At 67.6% G+C, this 19737-nt stretch carries 18 protein-coding genes; 9 read left to right on the top strand and 9 right to left on the bottom strand.

Annotated elements, in window-relative coordinates:
* Positions 1-26: 26 nt before the first annotated feature.
* The 7 genes from ACFPJ1_RS42430 to ACFPJ1_RS42460 all read left to right on the top strand — a co-directional run bounded on the left by ACFPJ1_RS42430 (position 27) and on the right by ACFPJ1_RS42460 (position 7489).
* Complete coding sequence (locus tag ACFPJ1_RS42430; RefSeq protein WP_380112097.1) at positions 27-914, top strand: enoyl-CoA hydratase-related protein; 888 nt, start codon at positions 27-29, stop codon at positions 912-914.
* 88 nt (positions 915-1002) lie between these two features.
* The gene (locus ACFPJ1_RS42435; protein WP_380112098.1) at positions 1003-2166 is read left to right on the top strand and encodes a CaiB/BaiF CoA transferase family protein; all 1164 of its coding nucleotides are present in this window, start codon (positions 1003-1005) and stop codon (positions 2164-2166) included.
* Positions 2163-3476 (top strand): CaiB/BaiF CoA transferase family protein, encoded by a 1314-nt coding sequence (locus ACFPJ1_RS42440; RefSeq protein WP_380112099.1) that lies wholly within the window; start codon positions 2163-2165, stop codon positions 3474-3476. The genes ACFPJ1_RS42435 and ACFPJ1_RS42440 overlap by 4 nt, the downstream gene beginning before the upstream one ends.
* Positions 3473-4825: an MmgE/PrpD family protein gene (locus tag ACFPJ1_RS42445; protein WP_380112100.1), complete on the top strand. Its 1353-nt coding sequence runs from the start codon at positions 3473-3475 to the stop codon at positions 4823-4825. Before ACFPJ1_RS42440 ends, ACFPJ1_RS42445 begins: the two co-directional genes overlap by 4 nt.
* Entirely contained in the window at positions 4825-6126 is a 1302-nt protein-coding gene (locus ACFPJ1_RS42450) for an MFS transporter (RefSeq protein WP_380112101.1), read from the top strand. The genes ACFPJ1_RS42445 and ACFPJ1_RS42450 overlap by 1 nt, the downstream gene beginning before the upstream one ends.
* The gene (locus ACFPJ1_RS42455; protein ID WP_380112102.1) at positions 6123-6977 is read left to right on the top strand and encodes an alpha/beta fold hydrolase; all 855 of its coding nucleotides are present in this window, start codon (positions 6123-6125) and stop codon (positions 6975-6977) included. Before ACFPJ1_RS42450 ends, ACFPJ1_RS42455 begins: the two co-directional genes overlap by 4 nt.
* 35 nt (positions 6978-7012) lie before the next feature.
* Complete coding sequence (locus tag ACFPJ1_RS42460; protein WP_380112103.1) at positions 7013-7489, top strand: hypothetical protein; 477 nt, start codon at positions 7013-7015, stop codon at positions 7487-7489.
* On the opposite strand, the gene ACFPJ1_RS42465 is transcribed toward ACFPJ1_RS42460, so the two are convergent.
* Positions 7486-8046, bottom strand: coding sequence for a TetR/AcrR family transcriptional regulator (locus tag ACFPJ1_RS42465; protein WP_380112104.1), 561 nt, complete (start codon positions 8044-8046; stop codon positions 7486-7488). The two genes, ACFPJ1_RS42460 and ACFPJ1_RS42465, sit on opposite strands and share 4 nt — an antisense overlap.
* Before the next feature lie 496 nt (positions 8047-8542).
* Here ACFPJ1_RS42465 and ACFPJ1_RS42470 point away from each other — a divergent pair, with 496 nt between their 5' ends.
* Positions 8543-9112 (top strand): alpha/beta hydrolase fold domain-containing protein, encoded by a 570-nt coding sequence (locus ACFPJ1_RS42470; protein ID WP_380112106.1) that lies wholly within the window; start codon positions 8543-8545, stop codon positions 9110-9112.
* Between the two features lie 49 nt (positions 9113-9161).
* Here the strand turns inward: ACFPJ1_RS42470 and ACFPJ1_RS42475 are convergent, their stop codons facing one another.
* From ACFPJ1_RS42475 to ACFPJ1_RS42500, 6 genes are all read right to left on the bottom strand, one after another.
* Entirely contained in the window at positions 9162-10205 is a 1044-nt protein-coding gene (locus ACFPJ1_RS42475) for an ABC transporter ATP-binding protein (RefSeq protein ID WP_380112107.1), read from the bottom strand.
* On the bottom strand, positions 10202-11212 hold the full coding sequence (locus tag ACFPJ1_RS42480) for an ABC transporter ATP-binding protein (protein ID WP_380112108.1): 1011 nt from the start codon (positions 11210-11212) through the stop codon (positions 10202-10204). The genes ACFPJ1_RS42475 and ACFPJ1_RS42480 overlap by 4 nt, the downstream gene beginning before the upstream one ends.
* Entirely contained in the window at positions 11196-12125 is a 930-nt protein-coding gene (locus ACFPJ1_RS42485) for an ABC transporter permease (RefSeq protein WP_380112110.1), read from the bottom strand. Before ACFPJ1_RS42485 ends, ACFPJ1_RS42480 begins: the two co-directional genes overlap by 17 nt.
* A gap of 86 nt (positions 12126-12211) precedes the next feature.
* On the bottom strand, positions 12212-13210 hold the full coding sequence (locus ACFPJ1_RS42490) for an ABC transporter permease (RefSeq protein WP_380112111.1): 999 nt from the start codon (positions 13208-13210) through the stop codon (positions 12212-12214).
* 39 nt (positions 13211-13249) lie between these two features.
* Positions 13250-14965: an ABC transporter substrate-binding protein gene (locus tag ACFPJ1_RS42495; protein WP_380112112.1), complete on the bottom strand. Its 1716-nt coding sequence runs from the start codon at positions 14963-14965 to the stop codon at positions 13250-13252.
* 31 nt (positions 14966-14996) lie between these two features.
* Positions 14997-15929, bottom strand: coding sequence for an ROK family protein (locus ACFPJ1_RS42500; RefSeq protein WP_380112113.1), 933 nt, complete (start codon positions 15927-15929; stop codon positions 14997-14999).
* Between the two features lie 117 nt (positions 15930-16046).
* Here ACFPJ1_RS42500 and ACFPJ1_RS42505 point away from each other — a divergent pair, with 117 nt between their 5' ends.
* Positions 16047-17246, top strand: coding sequence for an ROK family transcriptional regulator (locus ACFPJ1_RS42505; protein WP_380112114.1), 1200 nt, complete (start codon positions 16047-16049; stop codon positions 17244-17246).
* A gap of 1 nt (position 17247) precedes the next feature.
* Here the strand turns inward: ACFPJ1_RS42505 and ACFPJ1_RS42510 are convergent, their stop codons facing one another.
* Positions 17248-19212, bottom strand: coding sequence for a LamG-like jellyroll fold domain-containing protein (locus ACFPJ1_RS42510; RefSeq protein WP_380112115.1), 1965 nt, complete (start codon positions 19210-19212; stop codon positions 17248-17250).
* A gap of 9 nt (positions 19213-19221) precedes the next feature.
* The gene (locus tag ACFPJ1_RS42515; protein ID WP_380112116.1) at positions 19222-19617 is read right to left on the bottom strand and encodes a hypothetical protein; all 396 of its coding nucleotides are present in this window, start codon (positions 19615-19617) and stop codon (positions 19222-19224) included.
* Positions 19618-19737 lie beyond the last annotated feature (120 nt).

Genomic DNA, 19737 nt, shown 5'->3' on the forward strand with positions numbered 1-19737 from the left:
GCTGTCGTTTATCCAAGGAGCTGGACATGGAGTACGAAAACATCATCTATGAGACCGTGGACCGGGTCGCCCGGATCACTCTGAACCGGCCGGAGTACCGCAACGCACTGTCGCGTCCGCTCCAGGAGGAGCTGGACCACGCGCTGCAGGCCGCGATGGCCGACGACGGCATCGGAGCGGTCATCCTCGCGGCCAACGGGAAGATGTTCTCCGCGGGACACGATCTCGGTACGCCGCAGCAGAAGCAGGACCTGATCGATCGGCCGAAGCTGGAGCCGGAACTGCGCGGCGACTTCCAGTTCGCCTTCGACACCGTGCTCGGCATGCCGCTGCGATGGCGGGACCTGCCCAAGCCGACCATCGCGCAGGTGCACGGACTGTGCATCTTCGGTGGCTGGAAGGTGGCCGCGGCGATGGACATCATCGTCGCCTCGGACGACGCCCGCTTCATTCCCGGCCCACCCCAGTGGATGTCGCTGCCCTGGGACATCGGCGCCCGCCGGGCCAAGGCGATCCTGCTGGACGATCAGTCGCTGACTGCGGAGCAGGCGCACGAGATGGGCATCGTCTACAAGATCTGGCCGCGGGAGGAGCTGGAGGAGCAGACGCTTGCCCTGGCGGCCAAGATCGCAGCCCGGCCGCCCTTCCTGCTGCAGATGACCAAGCTCGCGGTCAACCAGGCCCAGGAGTCGATGGGATACCGGGCCGGGGCACTCGCCTCGATCGGGTACCGGGCGCTGCACCACGCGAGCGGGGAGCAGAAGAAGTTGCAGGAAGGCGAGCGTCGTCAGATCCCGTCGGTAGCCCGGATCCTGGCGACCGACGGCGGCGTCTCCAGCAACGGTGCCGCCGACGAGGTTGCCTCCAGCAACGGTGCGTCAGCTGAGCCGGCACCCACCGCCGACAAGCCCTAGCGCGGCGCCGGCAATGCCCGAGGGCAACGCCTTGTGACTTCAGCTCGAGTGGAGGGAGATTTCCATCGTCACCGACCAGAACGACCAAGTGGCACCAGACTCGGCGCTTGCCGGCCTACGCGTACTGGACCTGAGCGACAACGTCGGGGGACAGTACTGCGCACGGACCATGGCCGACTTCGGCGCGGACGTGCTGCTGATCGAAGGCGTTGACGGATCACCCGTTCGGCGGGCGGCCGCCTGGACAGCCGCCCGCCCTCCGGCGGCCGACGCGACCTTGTTCCGCCACCTCAACACCGGTAAGCGTTCGATGACGCTCGACTGGCGATCACCCGAAGGGATGGCCGTGTTGTCGGCACTCGCTGCCGGCAGTGACGTGGTCGTCGCGGGGGAGCAAGCCGTCTGCCGCGCGCTGATGGCCGTCAACCCACGCCTCGTCGCCTGCGCCATCACGGATTTCGGTGCGGGGCCACATGAGGACTGGACCGGGACGGAGATGATCTTCCAGGCGCTGTCCGGGGTGATGTTGCTCAACGGTGAATATCCGAAGCCCCCGCTCTACGGGCTGGGGGCCCGGGCCCAGTACTCGGCCGGAATCACCGCGTACGGCGCGATCCTCGCCGCCTTGTTCTGGCGGGAGAAGTCAGGGCGGGGCCAGTTCGTGGAGACGGCCGTGCTCGACTCCGTGGCCGTGATGAACGCGATGGTCTCCGCGCGGTACTTCTACAACGGCACGTACCAGGCGAGGCTTCCGCGGTCCGGTCTGGTCGGTCTGTTCCGTTGCTCTGACGGCTGGGTGGTGGTGTACGCCGCTCGGCCGAACGACTGGGCGGGCTGCTGTGCTGTCTTCGAGCTGCCGGAACATGCGGACGATCCGCGGTTCGTCGACCTCGCCGACCGGCTCAAGCACTGGCCGGAGGCACTGGAGTTGATCGGCACGCGGGCGGCGACGATGACGTGCGACGAGGTCACTGTCGCAGGGCGGCAGTGCAAGCTACCGGTCAGCAGGGTGATGGATGGCCCGGCTTTGTGGGCCGACAAACACCTCAACGTGCGCGGGTTCTGGCAGCGGGCGCGGTCCGGGGACGCGAGTCATCCGGTCATCGCGCCGGCCTTCCGGATGTCGGCGACTCCGCGCGCCGACGTAGTGACGACAGCACCAGGTCTCGGCGAAGAGGACCGGCAAGCACTGGGCTCCGTCGGACTGTCGGATCAGCATCAGACCCTGCAGGCGAACGGGGTGATGAGATGACCACCCGGCAGCCCGGCGCCCGGCCGCTGGACGGCATCCGTGTTCTGGACTTCACCGGAGCGTGGGCCGGCCCGATGGCGACACGATCGCTGGCTTTCCTCGGCGCTGAGGTGATCAAGATCGAAGGGCCGTCGCGGATGGATTCGTGGCGGGAGACCGTGGCCGGGGTGGAGAAGTCTCGCTACCCCGACCTGGTCAGAGGCGAGCGCCCGTACAACCGGAGCTTCCGGTTCAACAGCCAGAACCACGACAAGCTTGCCCTGAGCCTGGACCTCAAGAGCCCGGCCGGCGTGCAGATCGCGCTCGACCTGGCGAGAGTCTGTGACGTTGTGGTCGACAACTTCTCGCCAGGCGTGATGGAGTCACTCGGCCTGGGTTACAAGGCTTTGTGCGAGGTTCGTCCGGATCTCATCATGGTGCAGATGCCCGCCTACGGCAGCTCCGGGCCGGATGCCTACGCGGTTGCCTTCGGTCCGAACATGGAGGCCATGACCGGGATGGCCAGCCTGATGGGCTACGGCGGCGAGGACGAGACCCCGGTCCTCACCTCGAACGCGTACCTGGATCCCATCGGCGGCCTGCACGGTGCGGCCGCCGTACTGACCGCGTTGATGTATCGCAGCCGGACCGGGCGCGGCCAGCATGTCGAGGTGCCGCAACGGGAAACCGCCATGCAGTTTGCCGGTGAGCTGCTGCTGGAGCAGGTGGAGACCGGAAAGGTGTTCGTGCCGCGGGGAAATGCCGTGCCCTACGCGGCTCCGCACGACGCGTTCCCCACGCTGGGCGAGGACGAGTGGATCGCGATCGCGGTGCTCGATGACGAGCAGTGGCGGGTGCTGTGCGAAACCCTCGGCTGTGGTCAGCTCGCGGCTGATCCGGACTTCGCGACCGCTCACGAGCGCCGGCACAACGCCGTACGACTGCACCAGGAACTGAGCTCCTGCACCATCCAGCAGGAGAAGTGGGCACTGGCCGAGCAACTGCAGAGCCGGGGTGTGCCTGCCGCGCCGGTCTGTACCGGGGAAGACGTGGCCGAGAACCCCCATCTGGTTTCCCGTGGGGTGTTCGTCGAAGTGGATCACGCTGAAGCCGGGCGGCGCCGGTATCCCGCACTGGGCTACCGGCTGGAGTCGACACCGGGCCGGATCGAGCGGGCGTCACCGCTCTACGGCGAGCACAACCGTCGCGTGCTGTCGGACGTCCTGGGCCTGTCCGACGAACAGATCGATCAGCTCGAGGCCAGTGGAGTCATCGCGTCGGCGCCGAGAACCGCGCCGTCGGCAACCATTCCCAAGGAGAAGGTGCTATGAGTGCGAGCAATGATGCGACGGCCGAGCTAGCGGAGTGGGCGACCGGCTTCGGCTACGCCGACGCCCCGGCAGACGTGCTGCGGGCCGCCGGGCGCGGACTGATCGACACGATCGGGGTCATCATGGCCGGCGCGCCGGAGGAGACCGCCGTACGTGCCGGTCTGGTGGCGCGAAGCCAAGGTGGGAAGCCGGAATCGAGCGTGCTCGGCACCGACCTGCGGACCTCCGCGAGTCTGGCGGCGCTCGTGAACGGCACCGCGGCGCACGCCCTCGACTACGACGACACGCAGGGCAGTGTCCACGGCCACCCGAGTGCCGTCATCGTGCCGGCGGCCCTCGCTGTGGCGGAGTCGGTCCAGGCCACGGGCAAGGAGTTGGTCGAGGCATTCGTGGTAGGTACTGAGGTGATGGGCAAGGCCGGCCGGATGCTCGGCTCGGTGCCGTACGAGAAAGGCTGGCACCTGACCTCCGTACTCGGTCCGCTCGGTGCGGCGGCTGCTGCGGGCAAGCTACTGGGCCTGTCGACCGAGCAGTTCCGGGTCGCGCTGGGCATCGCAGTGTCCCAGGCGAGCGGGAGCCGGCAGAACTTCGGCACGATGACCAAGCCGTTCCACATCGGATGGTCCGCGCACGGAGGGGTGTTGGCAGCACTGCTCGCCGCCAACGGCTACACCGCCAACGAGGCGATGCTGACGGCCCCGCTCGGCCTCACCACCCTGTTCGACGGCGATCCGGCGCGCTGGAGCTCGACCCGGCCGGGGGAGCCGTTCGAACTCGTCGACCCCGGGCTGAACATGAAGGTCTATCCCTGCTGCGCGGGCACGCACTGTGCCCTGGACGCGACGTTCGAGTGTCTCGAGCAGTTGTCGGACACGGAGGTGGCCGCGATCGAGCAGATCGACGTCAACGTGCACGCCACCGGCCTGGTCCCGCTCATCTACGACTATCCGGCCACCGGACTTCAGGGCAAGTTCTGCCTCCGGTATGTGGTGTCGGCGGCACTGCAGGACGGCCGGATCACGGTGGAGACCTTCGATGACGACCGGGTGCGGGATGGTGTCTACGCCGGACTGATGGACCGGGTCAAGGTGTTCCAGGACCCGACCATCAAGGAACGGTTCGCCGAGGTCATCGTGCACATTCCCGGCCGCGAGCCGGTGCGGTCCCGGGTCGAGGAGGTCAAGGGCAGCGCAACCAAGCCGATGACGGACGAGGACCTGGACAACAAGTTCCAGGCCTGCGCCCAACGCGTGATCTCCTCCGGGTCCGCCAAGGAGGCACTGGTGCGGCTGCGGGCGGTCGAGCACGTCCGCAACGTGTCCGACCTGGCCGCGCTGTTCGTCGCCTGATGGAACGACTGGATGGTGAGTCTGGTACCGAGGTGCAGGACGAGGTCCGCCCGTCCGAAGAAGTCGCCACGGAGCTTCCGCGCGAACCGCGCATCCGATCCTTCACGGCGTTCGCCCGGTACCCGGACTTCCGGCTGCTGTGGGTCTCCAGCCTGTTCTTCTTCGCCGGGGTCTGGACCCAGACGCTGGTGTTGGGCTGGCTGGTCTACGAGCTGACCGGGTCCGAGCTGCAACTGGCGATCTTCACCGCGGCCAGGCTCGGGCCGATGCTGCTCGGACCGATCGGCGGTGTGGTCGCCGATCGGTTCGACCGGATGCGCTTCCTGCTCGGCACCGTGGTCTGGGAGCTGGTGGCGGTGTCGGCTGTCGCGATCCTGGTGATGCTGGGCGACATCACCTACTGGCAGATCGTCGTCGCCGGCTTCATGATCGGACTGGCTCAGGCACCGGCTCAGCCGGCCCGGTTCACCCTGGTCCTCGACATCGTCGATCGCCGTCACCTGAGCAATGCCAATGCCCTGAACACGGTGGCGCTCAACATGACTCAGGTGATCGGGCCGGCGCTGGGCGCGGTGATGATCAGCACGCTGGGGGTGGCGACAGCGCTGTGGGTCTCGGCAACGTGGTACGTGATCTCCTTCGCCACCTTGTGGCCGATCCGGCACGTCGGCAGGCGGACGGTCCTGGCCGGCCGAGCCTCACCCTTCGCGGACCTGCTGGAGGGGATCCGTATCGTGCTGTCGCACCGGACGATGGCAGCGGTGCTGTTCATCAGCCTCGCCGCGAACATCTTCCTCTGGCCGGTCTACCAGGCGTTCATGCCGGTCTTCGCCAAGGACATCCTGCTGCTCGACGCGGGTGGGCTGGGGTTGTTGATGACACTGGGCGGTGCGGGCGCGCTGGTGGGCTCGCTGCTGATCGCCACCCTCGGAGACTTTGCGTTCAAGGGAAAGCTATACATCTTCGGCACCTGCGCCTTCGGCGTTCTGTTCGCCTTGTTCGCCCTGTCGACCTCTGTGCCGTTGTCGATGGCACTGATGCTGGGCATCGGCCTGGCCAGCTCCGCGTTCGGTGTCATGCAGAGCACCTTGCTGCTGATGCTGGCGCCGCCGGGGGTCAGCGGCCGGGCGATGGGGCTGCAAGGCCTCGCGATCGGAATCCTCCCGATCGCGACCATCGGGCACGGCCTGGCCGCGGACGCCATCGGTGTCTCGGCGTCGACCACGATCAGCGGAATCGCCGCCGCCACTCTGCTGATCGGAGTGGCGCTCTGGGTGCCGAGCCTGCGGCGGCTCGGATGACGATGTTCGCTACGGCAGCCGACTGCATGGACGTCCAGAGCTGCACTGTCCGCTACTTCCGGTTGGGCCGCCCCGGCAATCCTCCCCTCATGCTGGTGCACGGCGGCGGGGCCCACGCCGGGTGGTGGACAGCGGTCGCTCCGCTGCTCGCCAAACGGTACGACGTTGTGGTCCCGGAGCTCAGCGGTCACGGCGACAGCGACCACAGAGAGCAGTATTCGGCAGAGATCTGGGCAGCGGAGCTGGCGGAGATCGCCGCGCGGGTGGGCTGGGGGACCTTCGACCTGGTTGGCCACAGCATGGGCGGCAAGGTGGGGGTCTTCCTCGCGACCCACCGGCCCGACGTCCTCGACCGTCTCGTGATGGTGGACTCAGCGTTCCGCCGGCCGGGGGAGGCGGCCTGGGACCCCCGGGACAAGCCAAGGCAGGAGCATAAGGTGTATCCCAGCCTCGAGGACGCATTGGCCCGGTTCCGCTTGCGGCCCGGTGATACCTCGGCAGAGCCCGAACTCCTGCGACTCGTGGCCCGCAACGCATTGGCCGAGGTACCGGGCGGCTGGGCATGGAAGTTCGATCCAAGGGCGCGCCAGCGCGTCACCAACGAGGCGTTGCACGACGAACTCCCGAAGATCCGCTGCCGGGTCGGCATGGTGCACGGCGAGCGGAGTCCACTCGTCGGTGCCGAGACACTGGAATACGTCGAAACGCGATTGGCGAGGTCGATGCCGCGCGTGCCGGTGGCCGGCGCCTACCACCATGTGCCGCTGGACAAGCCCGAATCCTGTTGTGCCGCCATCGATGAATTGCTCAAGACCTTGGGCTCTGCAGCTGGCCAGTCCGAAGCCCTCTGACGAGGTGTTGTGGTCATCCGATCTAGGGTGGTCGGGTGGACGATCAGGTGAGTTGGCGGGAGAGGCGGCGGGAGGCTTCGGCTGTTCAGGCTGCTGCTCTTGAGCGGCGTAAGGCTGCTGAGACCGAGCAAGCTCGCGCGCAGTTGGCTGACTTCGTCCTGAAGATGAAGGAAAAAGGCATCCAGCCGGAGTTGCTGCGGGCGCCGGTGGTGGGATCGGGCGCGAGCTATCGGACCGGTATCACCGGCTGGTATCTGCGGCGTAATCGGTCGCTCGGTGTGGACACCGAGGGCAACTTCTACATTCTTGGCGCACCGGCCAGCCTGAAGGCGCGACTGTTGGGTCTTCGGATCTTGCCCTCCGACCCGCCGCTCACGGTCGGCCTCGGCGCGCGCGACGGTGAATCACTGCCCCTCAAGAAGCTCCTGCGGCTTCGGCTGGAGGAAATCGACGACGCGCAGCGGCAGGCCGGCGGCGAAACCCCGGAGCCGGAGCACCCGGGCGCCGGCTAGCGCAGTACGGGCACGACCAGCTCGACCAGGGCGTCGACGTCGGCGTCGACCATCGGTTCGCCGGTCATGCCCATCCGGTGGAGCAGGGTTCCGACGACGACGTCGATGAAGAACAGGACCCGGTTCTCCGGTTCGCCCAGCGCGTCCTGGAGCGCGAGCCGGTACGGGTCCTGCAACTGGGTGGACAGGATCTGGCGCAGGTCGGGATCGGCGACGGCATCGGTGAACACGCCCGCGAAGGCCGCACCGATTCCGGGTTCACCGATCTTCGCCGCGATCCAGCGGATGGCTGACGACAAGACCTCCGCCCGGTCGGCGCCCACGAGCGGCACCGGGCCGAACGCGTCGACGAGGCAGGCGGTGATCAGCGCGCCCTTGGACGGCCAGCGACGGTAGACCGTCGTCTTCGCGACTCCTGCCGTGGCGGCGACGCGGTCGACGGTGGCGCGCCCGTAGCCGAGTTCGTGGACCGTGCTCAGCGTCGCCGCGAAGACCGTGGCGTCGACGCCGGAGCGGGGCCGGCCGGGTGGTCTGGTGGGGGTGGTTGCTCGGGCCATGGTGACACGATACCGAGTTATGCTACTTTCGGTATCGATACTTCAAGTAGCGAAACCATCGAAGGCCGAGGGGAAGACATGCACGACGCAACCACCACCATGAAGCAGCAGCCACCGCTGGGTATCCGCGTGCTGCACGCCCTGAGCAAGGAGCCGGACTGGTTGACCATGTCGCCCGAGGCGCTGGTCGCCTTCCGCGAGGCGGAGAACCGCAAGCGGTCGTCGAGTCTGGCGCGGGTGATCACCGGGTTCCCGGACCGTGGGGCCACGATCCGCTGGCAACAGGTGACGCTGCCGGACCGTGTACTGCGGGTCCGCGTGCACCGGCCGTCGCGCGGCGGCCCGGGTGCCCGCCTGCCGCTAGTGCTCCACGTGCACGGCGGCGGATTCGTCGGCACGGCGGTGCAATGTGACTGGGTCACCAGTCACCTCGCCGCCCAGCTCCCCGCAGTCGTCGTGTCGGTCGAGCACCGGCTTGTCTCTCCGGAGATCCCCGTTGTCAGCGGCAGTCGACGACGGCTGGGACGTACTGCGCCACGTGGTGCACGACGCCGCGCAGTGGGGGATCGACCCGGCACGGGTTGCTGTCTTCGGAGAGAGTGCCGGTTCGATGGTCACTGCCTTGGCCGCGATCCGGGCCAGGGAGTCCGAGCTGCCGCTGCGGGCGCAGGTAATGGTCAATCCCTGCGTCGATCTGACCTCGACGGCGTTCGACTACCACTCGATGGCCGAGCATGCCGACAGCCCGACCCTCACCCTGGAGCAGATGGAGTTCTTCCGCCGATTGGCGGTTCCGGAAGGAGCTGATCCTCGTGCGGTCTCGCCGCTGTACGCCGACGACCTGAGCGGGCTGGCCTCGGCGCTCGTGGTGGTGCCGACACTCGACCCGGTGGCCGATCACGGACGCGCGTACGCCGACCGGCTGCGTGCGGCCGGAACGCCAGTGCAGGTGAGCGAACACCCTGGGGCGGGGCACGCGTTCCTCAGCATGCCGGGCGTCGTGCCGCAGGCCAGGGCCGCGCGGGCCCGGATCACAGAGTTCCTCGGCGACCTTCTCGCCGGCTGACTTGCCTTGTATTGAGGGGCTAGTTGCCGGTAGCAACTAGCTGAGGTGTCTACGGTTTCGTGGCGGGCGTCCCGGCGTCCGGCTCGGCGACGTGACAGGCCGCGTCGTGCCCCTCGCCCAGGCGGCGGAGGGTGGGGGTGACGTTGTGGCACTCGTCGACGACGAGGGGACAGCGCCAGCGGAAGCGGCAGCCGGGGGTCGGGTCGATGACTTTGGGCGGTTCGCCGGTATCGCCTTCGACGGCGACGCTGAGCGGTGCGCGGGGATCGGGCACCGCTCCGAGCAGCAGGTCGGTATAGGGGTGTTTGGGGTTGGCCAGTACCGACTCGGCCGGGCCGGACTCGACGATGTGACCGGCGTACATGATGAGCAGGCGGTCGGCGACGTACCGGGCGCTTGCGATGTCGTGGGTGATGTAGAGGAACGAGACGCCGGCCGACCTGCGCAGCTCCGCCATCAGGTTGAGCAGACCGATCCGGATCGACACGTCGAGCATCGACACCGGCTCGTCGGCCAGGATGAGCTTGGGCTTGTGCGCCAAGGCCTGGGCGAAGCCGATACGTTGCCGTTGTCCGCCGCTCAACTCATAGGGGTAGCGGTACATGAGGTCGGAGGCCGGCGCCAGACCGACCGCCTCGATCACTCGCTCGGCTTCCTCGTTCCGCTGTGCCCGGGTGAGCTCGGGCTGGTGCAGCTTCAGGCTGCGCAGGATGCCGTGCGAGACGCGGAAGGCGGGATTGAGCGAGCTGAACGGATCCTGGAACACCATCGGCACATCGCCGCGGTAGGCCAGCTGGTCGCGTCGCGATCGCATGCTCGACACGGGGCGGCCCTGGTAGTAGATCTCGCCGCTCGTCGGTGTGTAGACACCCGCGAGCAGGCGGGCGATGGTGCTCTTCCCGCTGCCGCTCTCGCCCGCGAGCGCGACGATCTCCTGCCGGTCGATGGTGATGTCGACGTCGTCGACGGCGTGCAGCATCTTGGGGGAGAACCCGCGGCCGACCCGGAAATGGCGGGTCAGCTTCCTGGTCTCGATCAGCGGCGCTGTCGCCGCGGCCTCCTGCGTCTCGGTGTCGACGCTCACCTCGGTCATGACCTCGCCTCCTGTACGGGTTCCACCGCGGTCGCAGCGCCGGGAGCGTGCAGCAGGCAGCGCGCCTGCACGGCACCGACCTGATAAAGCTCGGGCTCGATCTTGGGACAGTCGGCGAACACCTCTGGACAGCGCGGATTGAAGCGGCAGCCGTTCGGCGGGTGGGCGAGGTCGGGCGGGCTCCCGGGAATCCCGATCAGTGGCACCTTCGGTCCGCGGATCGACGGGAACGCGTCGAGCAATCCTTTGCTGTACGGATGCGCCGGATGATCGAAGACCGCTCGAGTGGCCCCCAGCTCGACCACCTGGCCGGCATACATCACGACCAGCTGGTCGGAGAAGTGGCTGATCAGGGACATGTCGTGGGTGACGAAGACGACCGCGAAGCCGAGTTGCTGCTGCAGCTCCTTGATCTGCACCATCAGGGACCGCTGGGCAACGACGTCGAGGGCCGACGTCGGTTCGTCCATGATGATGAGGTCGGGCGTGAACAGCAGCGCCATCGCGATCATGGCCCGTTGCCGCATCCCACCACTGAGCTGGTGCGGATAGCTCTTGAGGTGGATCGGATCGATGCCGACCAGTCGCATGACCTCGGCCGGGCGATCGTCGGCCACGGCTTCGTCGTGCGCCATGATCGCGTCCCTGAACTGGGTGCCGATGCTCGTCACCGGGTTGAGGGCGTTCATCGCGCTCTGCATGACGACGGAGAAGTCGCGCCAGCGCAGGGCGGCCAGCTTCTTCTCGCTCATGGCGACCAGGTTCTGGCCCTGGAACCGCACGTCTCCGCTGGTGATGGCGGCCGGTGGGCTGAGCAGTTGGGCGATGGCGAACAACAGCGTCGACTTGCCGCAGCCCGACTCGCCGACCACACCGACGAACTCACCGGCATGGACCTCGAGATCCACCGCGTCGACCGCGACGACGGGACGATCGCCGCCGGTGTCGTACTCGACGGTGAGATCACGGACCTCGAGAATGGGCTTGCCCTCAATGTGACCGTGCACGTCGCCTCCGAACCGGCCGCAGCGCGGGGTTGCTGATCTCGTCGAACGCGTAGTTGAGCATGGCGAACGAAACACCCAGGAGCGCGACCGCCAGTCCCGGCGACAGTGCCCAGGCGGGCAGGCCGTTCACCAGCGCACCCTGGTTCTGCGCCCAGTAGAGCATCGTGCCCCAGCTCAGCGAGTTGGGGTCGCCGAGTCCGAGGAACTGCAGGCCCGCGGCGGTCAGTACGGCGTACAGCGCGGCGCCGAGGAAGTTCGCGACGATGAGGGAGATCATCGTCGGCAGCATCTCGACCACGATGATGTACGACTGGCGTTCACCCCGGACTCGGGCCGACTCGAGGAAATCACGGTTGCGCAGGGAGAGCGCCTGCGCGCGCATCTGCCGGGCGCCGTACGACCAGCCGGTCAGGATCAGCACGACGACGATCACGGTGAGGTTGCCCTTGCCGGCGTACGTCGCCAGCACGATGATCAGCGGGAACGTCGGCAGCACCAGGAACACGTCGGTCAGCATCGACAGCGCGTCGTCGGCATAACCGCCGAGATAGGCGGCCGAGACACCGATGATGACCGACAGGAAGGTCGCGCCGAGACCCACCACGACCGCGATGATCAGCGACTCCCGCGTGCTGTAGATCAGCTGGGCGTACACGTCCTGGCCGAGGCCGGTGGTGCCGAGCCAGTGCTTGCCGGAGGGATGCTCCAGCGGCAGGTCGCCGATCGCGCGTGGATCGCCGTGCAGCCACGGCACGAACAGATGCGGGAAAGCGGCCAGCAGAACGAAGAGGACGAGCAGCACCGCACCCAGCATGGCCTTGCGGTTGTGCAGGATGGCACGCCACAGCCCGCCCCTCGGGCGGCGGGCCGCAGTCGGTGCCGGCGCGGCGGTGCCGGCGACGAGCGCGCTCATCGGTGTCCTCGCTTCGCTCCGGGCGCCGATGAGCGCGGGAAGCGGCTGTGCTTAATGGTGACCTCGCTACGCTCGTTCACTGCCGTTTACCCCTTCGTCCGGGCTCGCGGGTCGAGCAGGAACACCGCGAAGTCGCAGAGCAGGACACAGATCAGCACGCACAGCGTCACGAGCAGGAACAAGGCCTGCAGCAGTGGGTAGTCCGTGCTCACCGTGGCGTTGTAGAACATGTAACCCAGGCCGGGATAGTTGAAGACGTACTCGACCAGGATCGTGCCGGAGATGACGAAACCGAGCGACATCGCGAAACCGGACAGATTGGGCAGGAACGCGTTCCGGCCCGCGTAGCCGAACATGATGCGCCGGTTCGGGATGCCCTTGGCCCGGGCCATCCGGACGTAGTCCTCTGCCAGTGTGGTCACCATGTTGTTGCGCATCGTCAGGATCCAGCCGCCGATGGCGGTGATCAGGATGGTGCCGGCCGGCAGGATGCCGTGCTTGAGGACGCTGCCGATGAACGGCCCGTTGAAGCCAGGCGTCAACCCCTGCTCGTAGTTGAAGTCGTTGGGCAGGATCGGATTGCTGCCGATCGCGAAGAGCGAGATGAACACCAGCGCGACCCAGAAGTACGGCAGGGCCGAGGTGACGATGAAGACCGGCGGCACGATCCCGTCGATCAGCCCGCCGCGTCGCCAGCCGGCGATCGTGCCGATCAAGGTGCCGAGCAGGAACGCCAGCACGGTGGCGATGCCGACCAGGCCGACTGTCCACGGCAACGCGTCGCCGATCAGGGTGGTCACCGGGACGCCGAGGCTGCTGCCGATCGACACGCCCCAGTGTCCGGTGACCATCGCTTTCAGATACTCGCTGTACTGCAGAAGGATGTTCTTGTCCGGGTCGAAGCCGAACTCGGCCAGGACCGTTCGCAACTGCTCGGGCGAGACGACCGAGCCGCCCTTGCTGAACCGCTCCCGCAGCGCTTCCTCGGGACTGCCGGGCATCATCCGCGGGATGAAGAAGTTCAGCGTCATGGCCGCCCAGAGGGTGAGCACGAAGAATCCGAGGCGACGGATCAGGAACCTCACGGACACCAGCTCCTCGTGCTCACTCTCACGGACGAGTCCTTACTTCTGGGCCGACTTGGAGTACAGGTTCGTCAGGACCTGTCCGACGTCGGGGATGTTGTAGGGCGCGGGCTGGGCGTAGGGGTCCTCCTGCGTCGGCCAGCCCTCGAGGTCCTTGGTGTTGTACTGGTACCAGTCGACCGACTCGGTGGTCGGGATGAGCGGCACATCCTTGATCATGTACGACGAGATCTGCTTGATCAGCTTGACCTGCGTGTCCGGGTCGGCACTCGCGTACTGGTCGAACAGCTTGTCCACCTCAGGCTTGAGGTAGCGCGAGTAGTTACTGCTGGCCTGCGTGCCGATCGGGGCACTGTTCTTCGAGTACAGCAGTTGCCGCAGCTCGTAGTACGGCGTAGGCCCGCCGGACTGGCTGTAGTAGGCCAGGTCGTAGTCGCCGGTGAAGAGCTTCTGGTTGAACGACTGCTGCTGCAGGTCCTGGATGGACAGCTCGATCCCGACCGCGGCGAGCTGTTGCTTGACGACCGCCAGGGAGGCGTCCCAGTCGGTGTAGCCGGTGATCGTGATGATGTTGAGTTTGAGCGGGTTGGACGACGAGTACCCGGCGCTCTGCAGCAGTTGCTTGGCCTTGTCCGGGTTCGGCTTGTCGTAGCCGGCGGCCGTCAGCGCGTCTTTGTCGAAGTACTTGTCGAAGGTCGGCGTGACGACGCCGGTCTGGTTCGCGGCCGGCTGGTAGCCGCTCTCACCGATCTTCGAGATCTGCTCCCGGTCGAGCGCGTAGGCGATCGCCTGCCGGACGGCCAGGTTGCTGGTCACCTTGTGCGACGGGTCGAGGTTCGGGATGATCGCCACGTTCGCGGTCGGCGGGAACCAGTAGTTGTTCTCCGGCGACTTGGACTTGTAGAAGTTGTCGATATTCGGGATGTATTGACCACCCCACTGCGCCTTGCCGCTGGCCAGGTCGAGGTTGGCCGGGTTGTTGTCCAGGTACGCCGGGTACTGGACCTTCTCCAGGTACGGCTTGCCCGGCTGCCAGTAGCTGCCGTTGGCAACGTAGGAGATGTTGTTGCTGGTGCAGGACCCGACCGTGAACGCCCCGGTGCCGACCGGTTTCGTATTCGGCCAGGTGGCAGGCTTGGCGGCCGCGTCGCCGGTGGACCAGATGTGCTTGGGCACGATGCCGACCTGGTTCGCGAAGTTGAAGAAGTACGGCTCGGCCGGTGCCTTGAACTTCATCGTGACCTTGTCACCGGCCGCGGTGACACTGGTCAGGCCGGCACCGGTCCACAGCGAGTACAGGTCGAGGGCCGGCTGCTGCTTCATCAGGTTGAACGTGTAGACCACGTCGTCGGCGCTGAACGGCTGCCCGTCGCTCCACTTCACGCCCGAGCGGATGGTGAAGACGATCGAGTCCTTGGTCGGCGACCAAGTGAAGGCGCTGGCCAGCATCGGCGTGGTGGCACCGCTCTTCAACACGTTGACGAAGGTCAGGGGCTCGTAGACGAAGCCGAGTGCCTGCTGGTTGACCGCCGGGTTGAACGGGTTGAACTGGCACGGCCAGGTCTGCCCGCCCACGTTGGCGATCGTGACGGTGCCGCCCTTCTTGAACTGACCTGTGCCTTGGCCTCCGCTGCTCGTCGAGGACGACGGGTTGCTGGATGACGCGCTTCCGATCGGCTTGTCGCCGCCGCCACACCCCGCGGCCAGTACGCCGACCGCCACTGCGGTGACGGCGATACGTTTGATGCCACTCATCGTCTCTGCCTTTCACTCCTCGATCTCATGGTCATGCGAATGCCTCCGCACCGAGAACCGCACCCGCGGCCTCGACACCGAGGGCGAGTGCCCCCACCAGCGGCGCGTCCGAAGGGAATCGGGCCACTGTCAGCTCCGGTGGGAAGGGGACTGCCGCGTCGAGTGCCCGGCGCAGCTCAGGTGCGATCCGGTCCCACGCACCGACCAGCCCGCCACCGACGGCGATCCGGGCCGGGTCGATGGCGATCGCCAGGTTGACGACATGCATCGCCAGTTCACGCTGGAACTCCTCGGTGAGTACGGCGGCGTCCGGCTGTGTCCGCGCCAGCGTGAACACATCGGCCGCCGTGACCGGCTTGCCCAGCCGGGCGCTGCCGGTCGTCTCGAGTGCTTGGCCACTGACGACATGTTCCAGGATCATGCGCTCTTCGGCGCCGATCCAAACGTCCGCGGCGGATCGCAGGTTGTAGCCGATCTCGCCGGACGCGCCGTGCGCCCCGGAGATCACGGTGCCCCCGGCAACGATCGCGGTCGCGAGACCGGTACCGAGATTGAGGTAGATGCCCGGATCGCAGCCGGCCAGCGCACCCCACCGCAGCTCGGCGGCAGCGGCCGCCTTCACGTCGGTCCCGAGCCGGACGGGGATGCCGGGAAACGCGTCCCGGACCAGCTGTCCGAAGGGGAGTGCACCCCAACCGGGAAAGGTGGGCGCGAGCTCGACGCGGTCGTCGTACGGGATGCCGAGGGTGGCTGCGCCGACCCCGGCGAGCTCCTGACCCGGGGCGACGTCCGCGAGCAGATCGCTCGCCGCGGCGAGGCCACGAGCCATGGCTGCGTCGGCTCCGGCCTCGGCCAGGCTGTCGATGGTCGCGTCACCGAGACGCCGGCCGGACAGGTCTCCGACGGCAAGAGCGATCTTCGTCCCGCCGAAATCGAGTCCGAGGACGACCGGCCTACGTTTCATGGACTGGCACCTCCTCGTGCCGACCAATAGAATCGATAGGAAACTAACTTAACAATCAGGTCGGGCACAAGGGCTAACCCGACTGTTGCCCGAACTGTTAACAGCAAGGAGATCGACGTGACGGTTGTCGCCGGGGGTGGCTCCGCGGCCCGCCCACAACTGATCCGCGCGATCAACGAGAAGGTCCTGCTGGACCACATCCGGCGGTCCGGTCCACTGTCGAGGACAGAACTGGCCAGGCTCTCCGGCCTGTCGAAACCGACGGTCTCCGCCGCACTGGGGACCATCGAGCGCGCCGGACTCGTGCACGCGACCGGTCAGCGGACGGGCGTCCCCGGTCCGGCCGCGATCCTGTACGACGTAAGGCCGGAAGCAGGGTTCATCCTCGGGCTGGACGTCGGGCGGGAGTTCCTGCGTGGCGCGGTCGCCGATCTGGCCGGCACCGTTCGCAGCCGGCTGAGTGTGCGCACGAAGGCCGTGGACGCGATGGCCCGGATCCAGGAGTTGGCCGGCCTTGCGAAGAAGCTCTTGGGTGACGCCGGCATCAGCGCCTCACAGCTCACCCAGACCGTGATCGGAAGTCCCGGTGTCTACGACCCGAAGCTCGACACCCTGACGTTGACCGGGCGCCTGTCCGGCTGGGACTCCCCGGCCGTGCTGCCGGCGCTGCGCGAGGAGTTCGGGCCGGCGTTGATGATCGAGAACGATGTGGACGCGGCCGCCCTGGCCGAACGGGTGCACGGTCATGGTCGCGACGTCGACAGCTTCGCGTTCGTATCCGTCGGCACGGGGATCGGCATGGGCCTGGTGCTCGACGGCAAACTCCGGCACGGCTCTCACGGTGTGGCCGGCGAGATCAGCTACCTGCCGTTCGCCGAAGGCACCGGCAGCGATGCGCGGGATGCCCGCAAACGGGGCAGCTTCGACGCTTCGGCCTCGGCGGCGGCGGTGGTCCGGGCCGCCAGACGTGCCGGCGTCCGTGGTGCGTCGTCGGCCGAGAAGGTGTTCGCCGCCGCGGCGCGTGGCGATGCGGTCGCCGCCGAGATCGTGGCCGAAGAGGCACTGCTCGTGGCCAAGGCGGTGTGCACCGTCATCACGGTCGTCGACCCCCATCTGATCGTCCTGGGCGGCGGCATCGGCCAGGCGCCAGGTTTCCTCGACGCCGTCGTCGACCGGCTGCGCCTCCTGGCACCGGTCCTACCGGAGGTGAAGGTCAGCGTCCTCGCCGCCGACACGGTCGTGGCCGGCTGCATAGCCGCCGGCCTCGACCGAGCCTGGCAACACGTCGTAGCCCGAATAGGGAACGCGGCCAGTTGAGCTACAGCGGCACGCCCCAGGCGGCGAAGGTGGCGGGGGCCGGGTCGTAGTACTGGCCGGGGTTCTGGTGGAGCCAGCGGACGTTGGCGGCGCTGATGGGGGTGTCGAACAGACGCAGGTCGTCGACGTCGGCCACTGACGAGTCCGGGTTGTCGCCGCCGACGTTCAGCTCGTTCGGCTGCAGGAGCGCGCCCACCGAGTAGGCCTCGACTGTGAACATCTTCCCGTTCAGGAAGAACTGGATCGCCTTCTGATCGCATGATGCCGCCACATGCGTCCAGGTCTCGGCGGCGATCGGGCCTCTGGTCGAGCTGATGATGCCGGTGGTGCCGCTCGCGCCGAACAGCCGCACCCAGAACAGCCCGTCCAGGTAGCCCGCATGGGCGACCTCGCCGCCACCGTTGCGCAGTACCAGGAATCGGGCGCCGCTGCTGCTGGCGCGACACTTGACCCACGCCGACAACGCCCAGCCCGGGGGAGACGCCGGCCAAGTGAACCCGGTCCTCGACGCACCCGGACCGGTGCCGTTCGACCCGAGCGCTGATCCCTGGACGCCGGTCACCCACGACCCGGCCGCCGTGAGGGTGAGGTCGTTGCCGGACGGCGACTTGTCGTCGACCACCGTCCCAGCGTTCTCGTTGAAGTGGTAGACGCCGCGCGCGACGTTGGCCGGCCGGTACGGCGTGACGACCGGCGCGCCGCTCCAGTACCCCGAGGTCACCTCGGCGAGGAAGTTCTTCGTGAAGGTCAGGTAGTCGTACGACACCCCGCCTCCGGCGGTGGCGTCGCCGCCGACGTACAACTGGTCCAGTCCGTCGATGGCCGGCGTCACGTGCGGGACACCGTCGCCGATGTTCACCGTCGCGTTGTCGGCCTCGAGCCGGACCTGCACGTAGGTCGGGTTGATCGCGAACTGGAACCGGGTCCACTGGCCGACGGTCAGCGTCGCGGTACTGGTCACCGAGACGGTGCCGTCGTCGATCGTGGTCCAGGTGGCGGTGACGGTTCGGGCCGTGTTCACCACGACGCGGGCCCGCGCGCTGCCCAGGGTGTCGTTGATGGCCAGGATCGGGGCGGGTGTGCCGATGGGCGCGGTATCGAGGCGGAGCCAACCGCAGATGGCGAGCCGGTCACAGTCGGGGAAGTTGACGGCGCCAGTGGCCCCGGCCGCCGCGGCGCCGGAGACCAGGGCGTTTCCGTACAGGCCCGTCGCGAAACTGGCGGACGGTGCGACCGCGAGGTCCCGCCCGTAGCTGCCGAAGTCCTCGGCGGTGTCGTGGTCGAACGGGTAGACCGCCAGTTGGTGGTCGATCTGCTCAGCGGCGACGAGGGTCGGCCAGTACGCCGCCTCGACCGGGTCGTTCCACCAGCGCAGGTCGTCGACGATCCCGTCGAGTGCCTCGGTGCCGGTGAGCGTGTTCCGTCCGGCCTCCATGGTGACCTCGGTGTCGGAGTAGGTCATCGTGGCGCCGGCGTTGACCGACAGCACCTGGACGCCGTCGACGGCGATCTTCACGGTGTCGGTGGACGGCGTGGCGTCGTACACGACGAGAACGTGATGCTGCAGGCCGTCGCGAATGCTCGTGCTGGTGCTGTACGTCGCCCCCGCGATCCTCGCCTCCACGTTGCCGGTGGCGTTGGAGGCGTACACGGCCCAGTTGAGCGTGCCGTCGCTGGTCGCCGAGGCGATGCAGCGGGGCGCGGCGGTGCTGTTGTTGAGTTGGACCCAGGCGGCGACGGACAGCCCGCCGTCGGTGTTGAGAGGGTAGAAGTCGTCTCCGGCCTTCGGCGGCCGCACGAGAACGTGCATCGCGCCACCGGTGCAGTTCAGGCCGTTGCCGTACCTGCCTGCCACGAGCGCTGCCGATCCGACGATCGTGCCGTGCAGGAAATAGCCGGCGAGGTCTCGAACCGTCGTGCCGTCGACCGTGTCCGCGTTGAACGTGTACCCCGCTGCTTGCGCCACGGCCGTCGCCTAACTGGCCTTGCGGACCCGGACGGTCACCGTCAGGTCAGCGCCCGCGGCCGTCGATCCGACCTGGTCGACATCGACCGTGAGGTAGTCGCCGGCGGCGAGTGTGGTCACGGCCGGATTGTTGCCGGTGGCACTGTTCGTCCCGGCCGCGATACTCGGCCGGTTGCCCTGGTCGGTGTACATCGTCGTGCCGTTCTTGTTGAGATCGACAACTAGCGCGGCACCGGTCGGCGCGGTGTTGACCGCTGCCCGGACCGTCTCGACGACGTAGTCGCCCTCGAGGTAGATCCGCGACTTGCCGGTCGCGACCGCGACGGCACCCGTCACGGAAAACGTGTACGCCTCGATCGGTACGAGCAAGACCCCGTCAATGGTCAGACTGCCCTGAATCTGCATCAGCGATTCCCCCCAGCATCGTGGTGAACTCCCCGGCCGCCGTCACCCCACGACGACCCACATAGCGGACGAGCGTACGGGGTCTACCGGCCGCCCGGAAGTGGCCAGGTCCGAATATTC

Origin of the sequence: Kribbella qitaiheensis (genome assembly GCF_042657745.1) — a bacterium.
GTDB classification, from domain to species: domain Bacteria; phylum Actinomycetota; class Actinomycetes; order Propionibacteriales; family Kribbellaceae; genus Kribbella; species Kribbella qitaiheensis.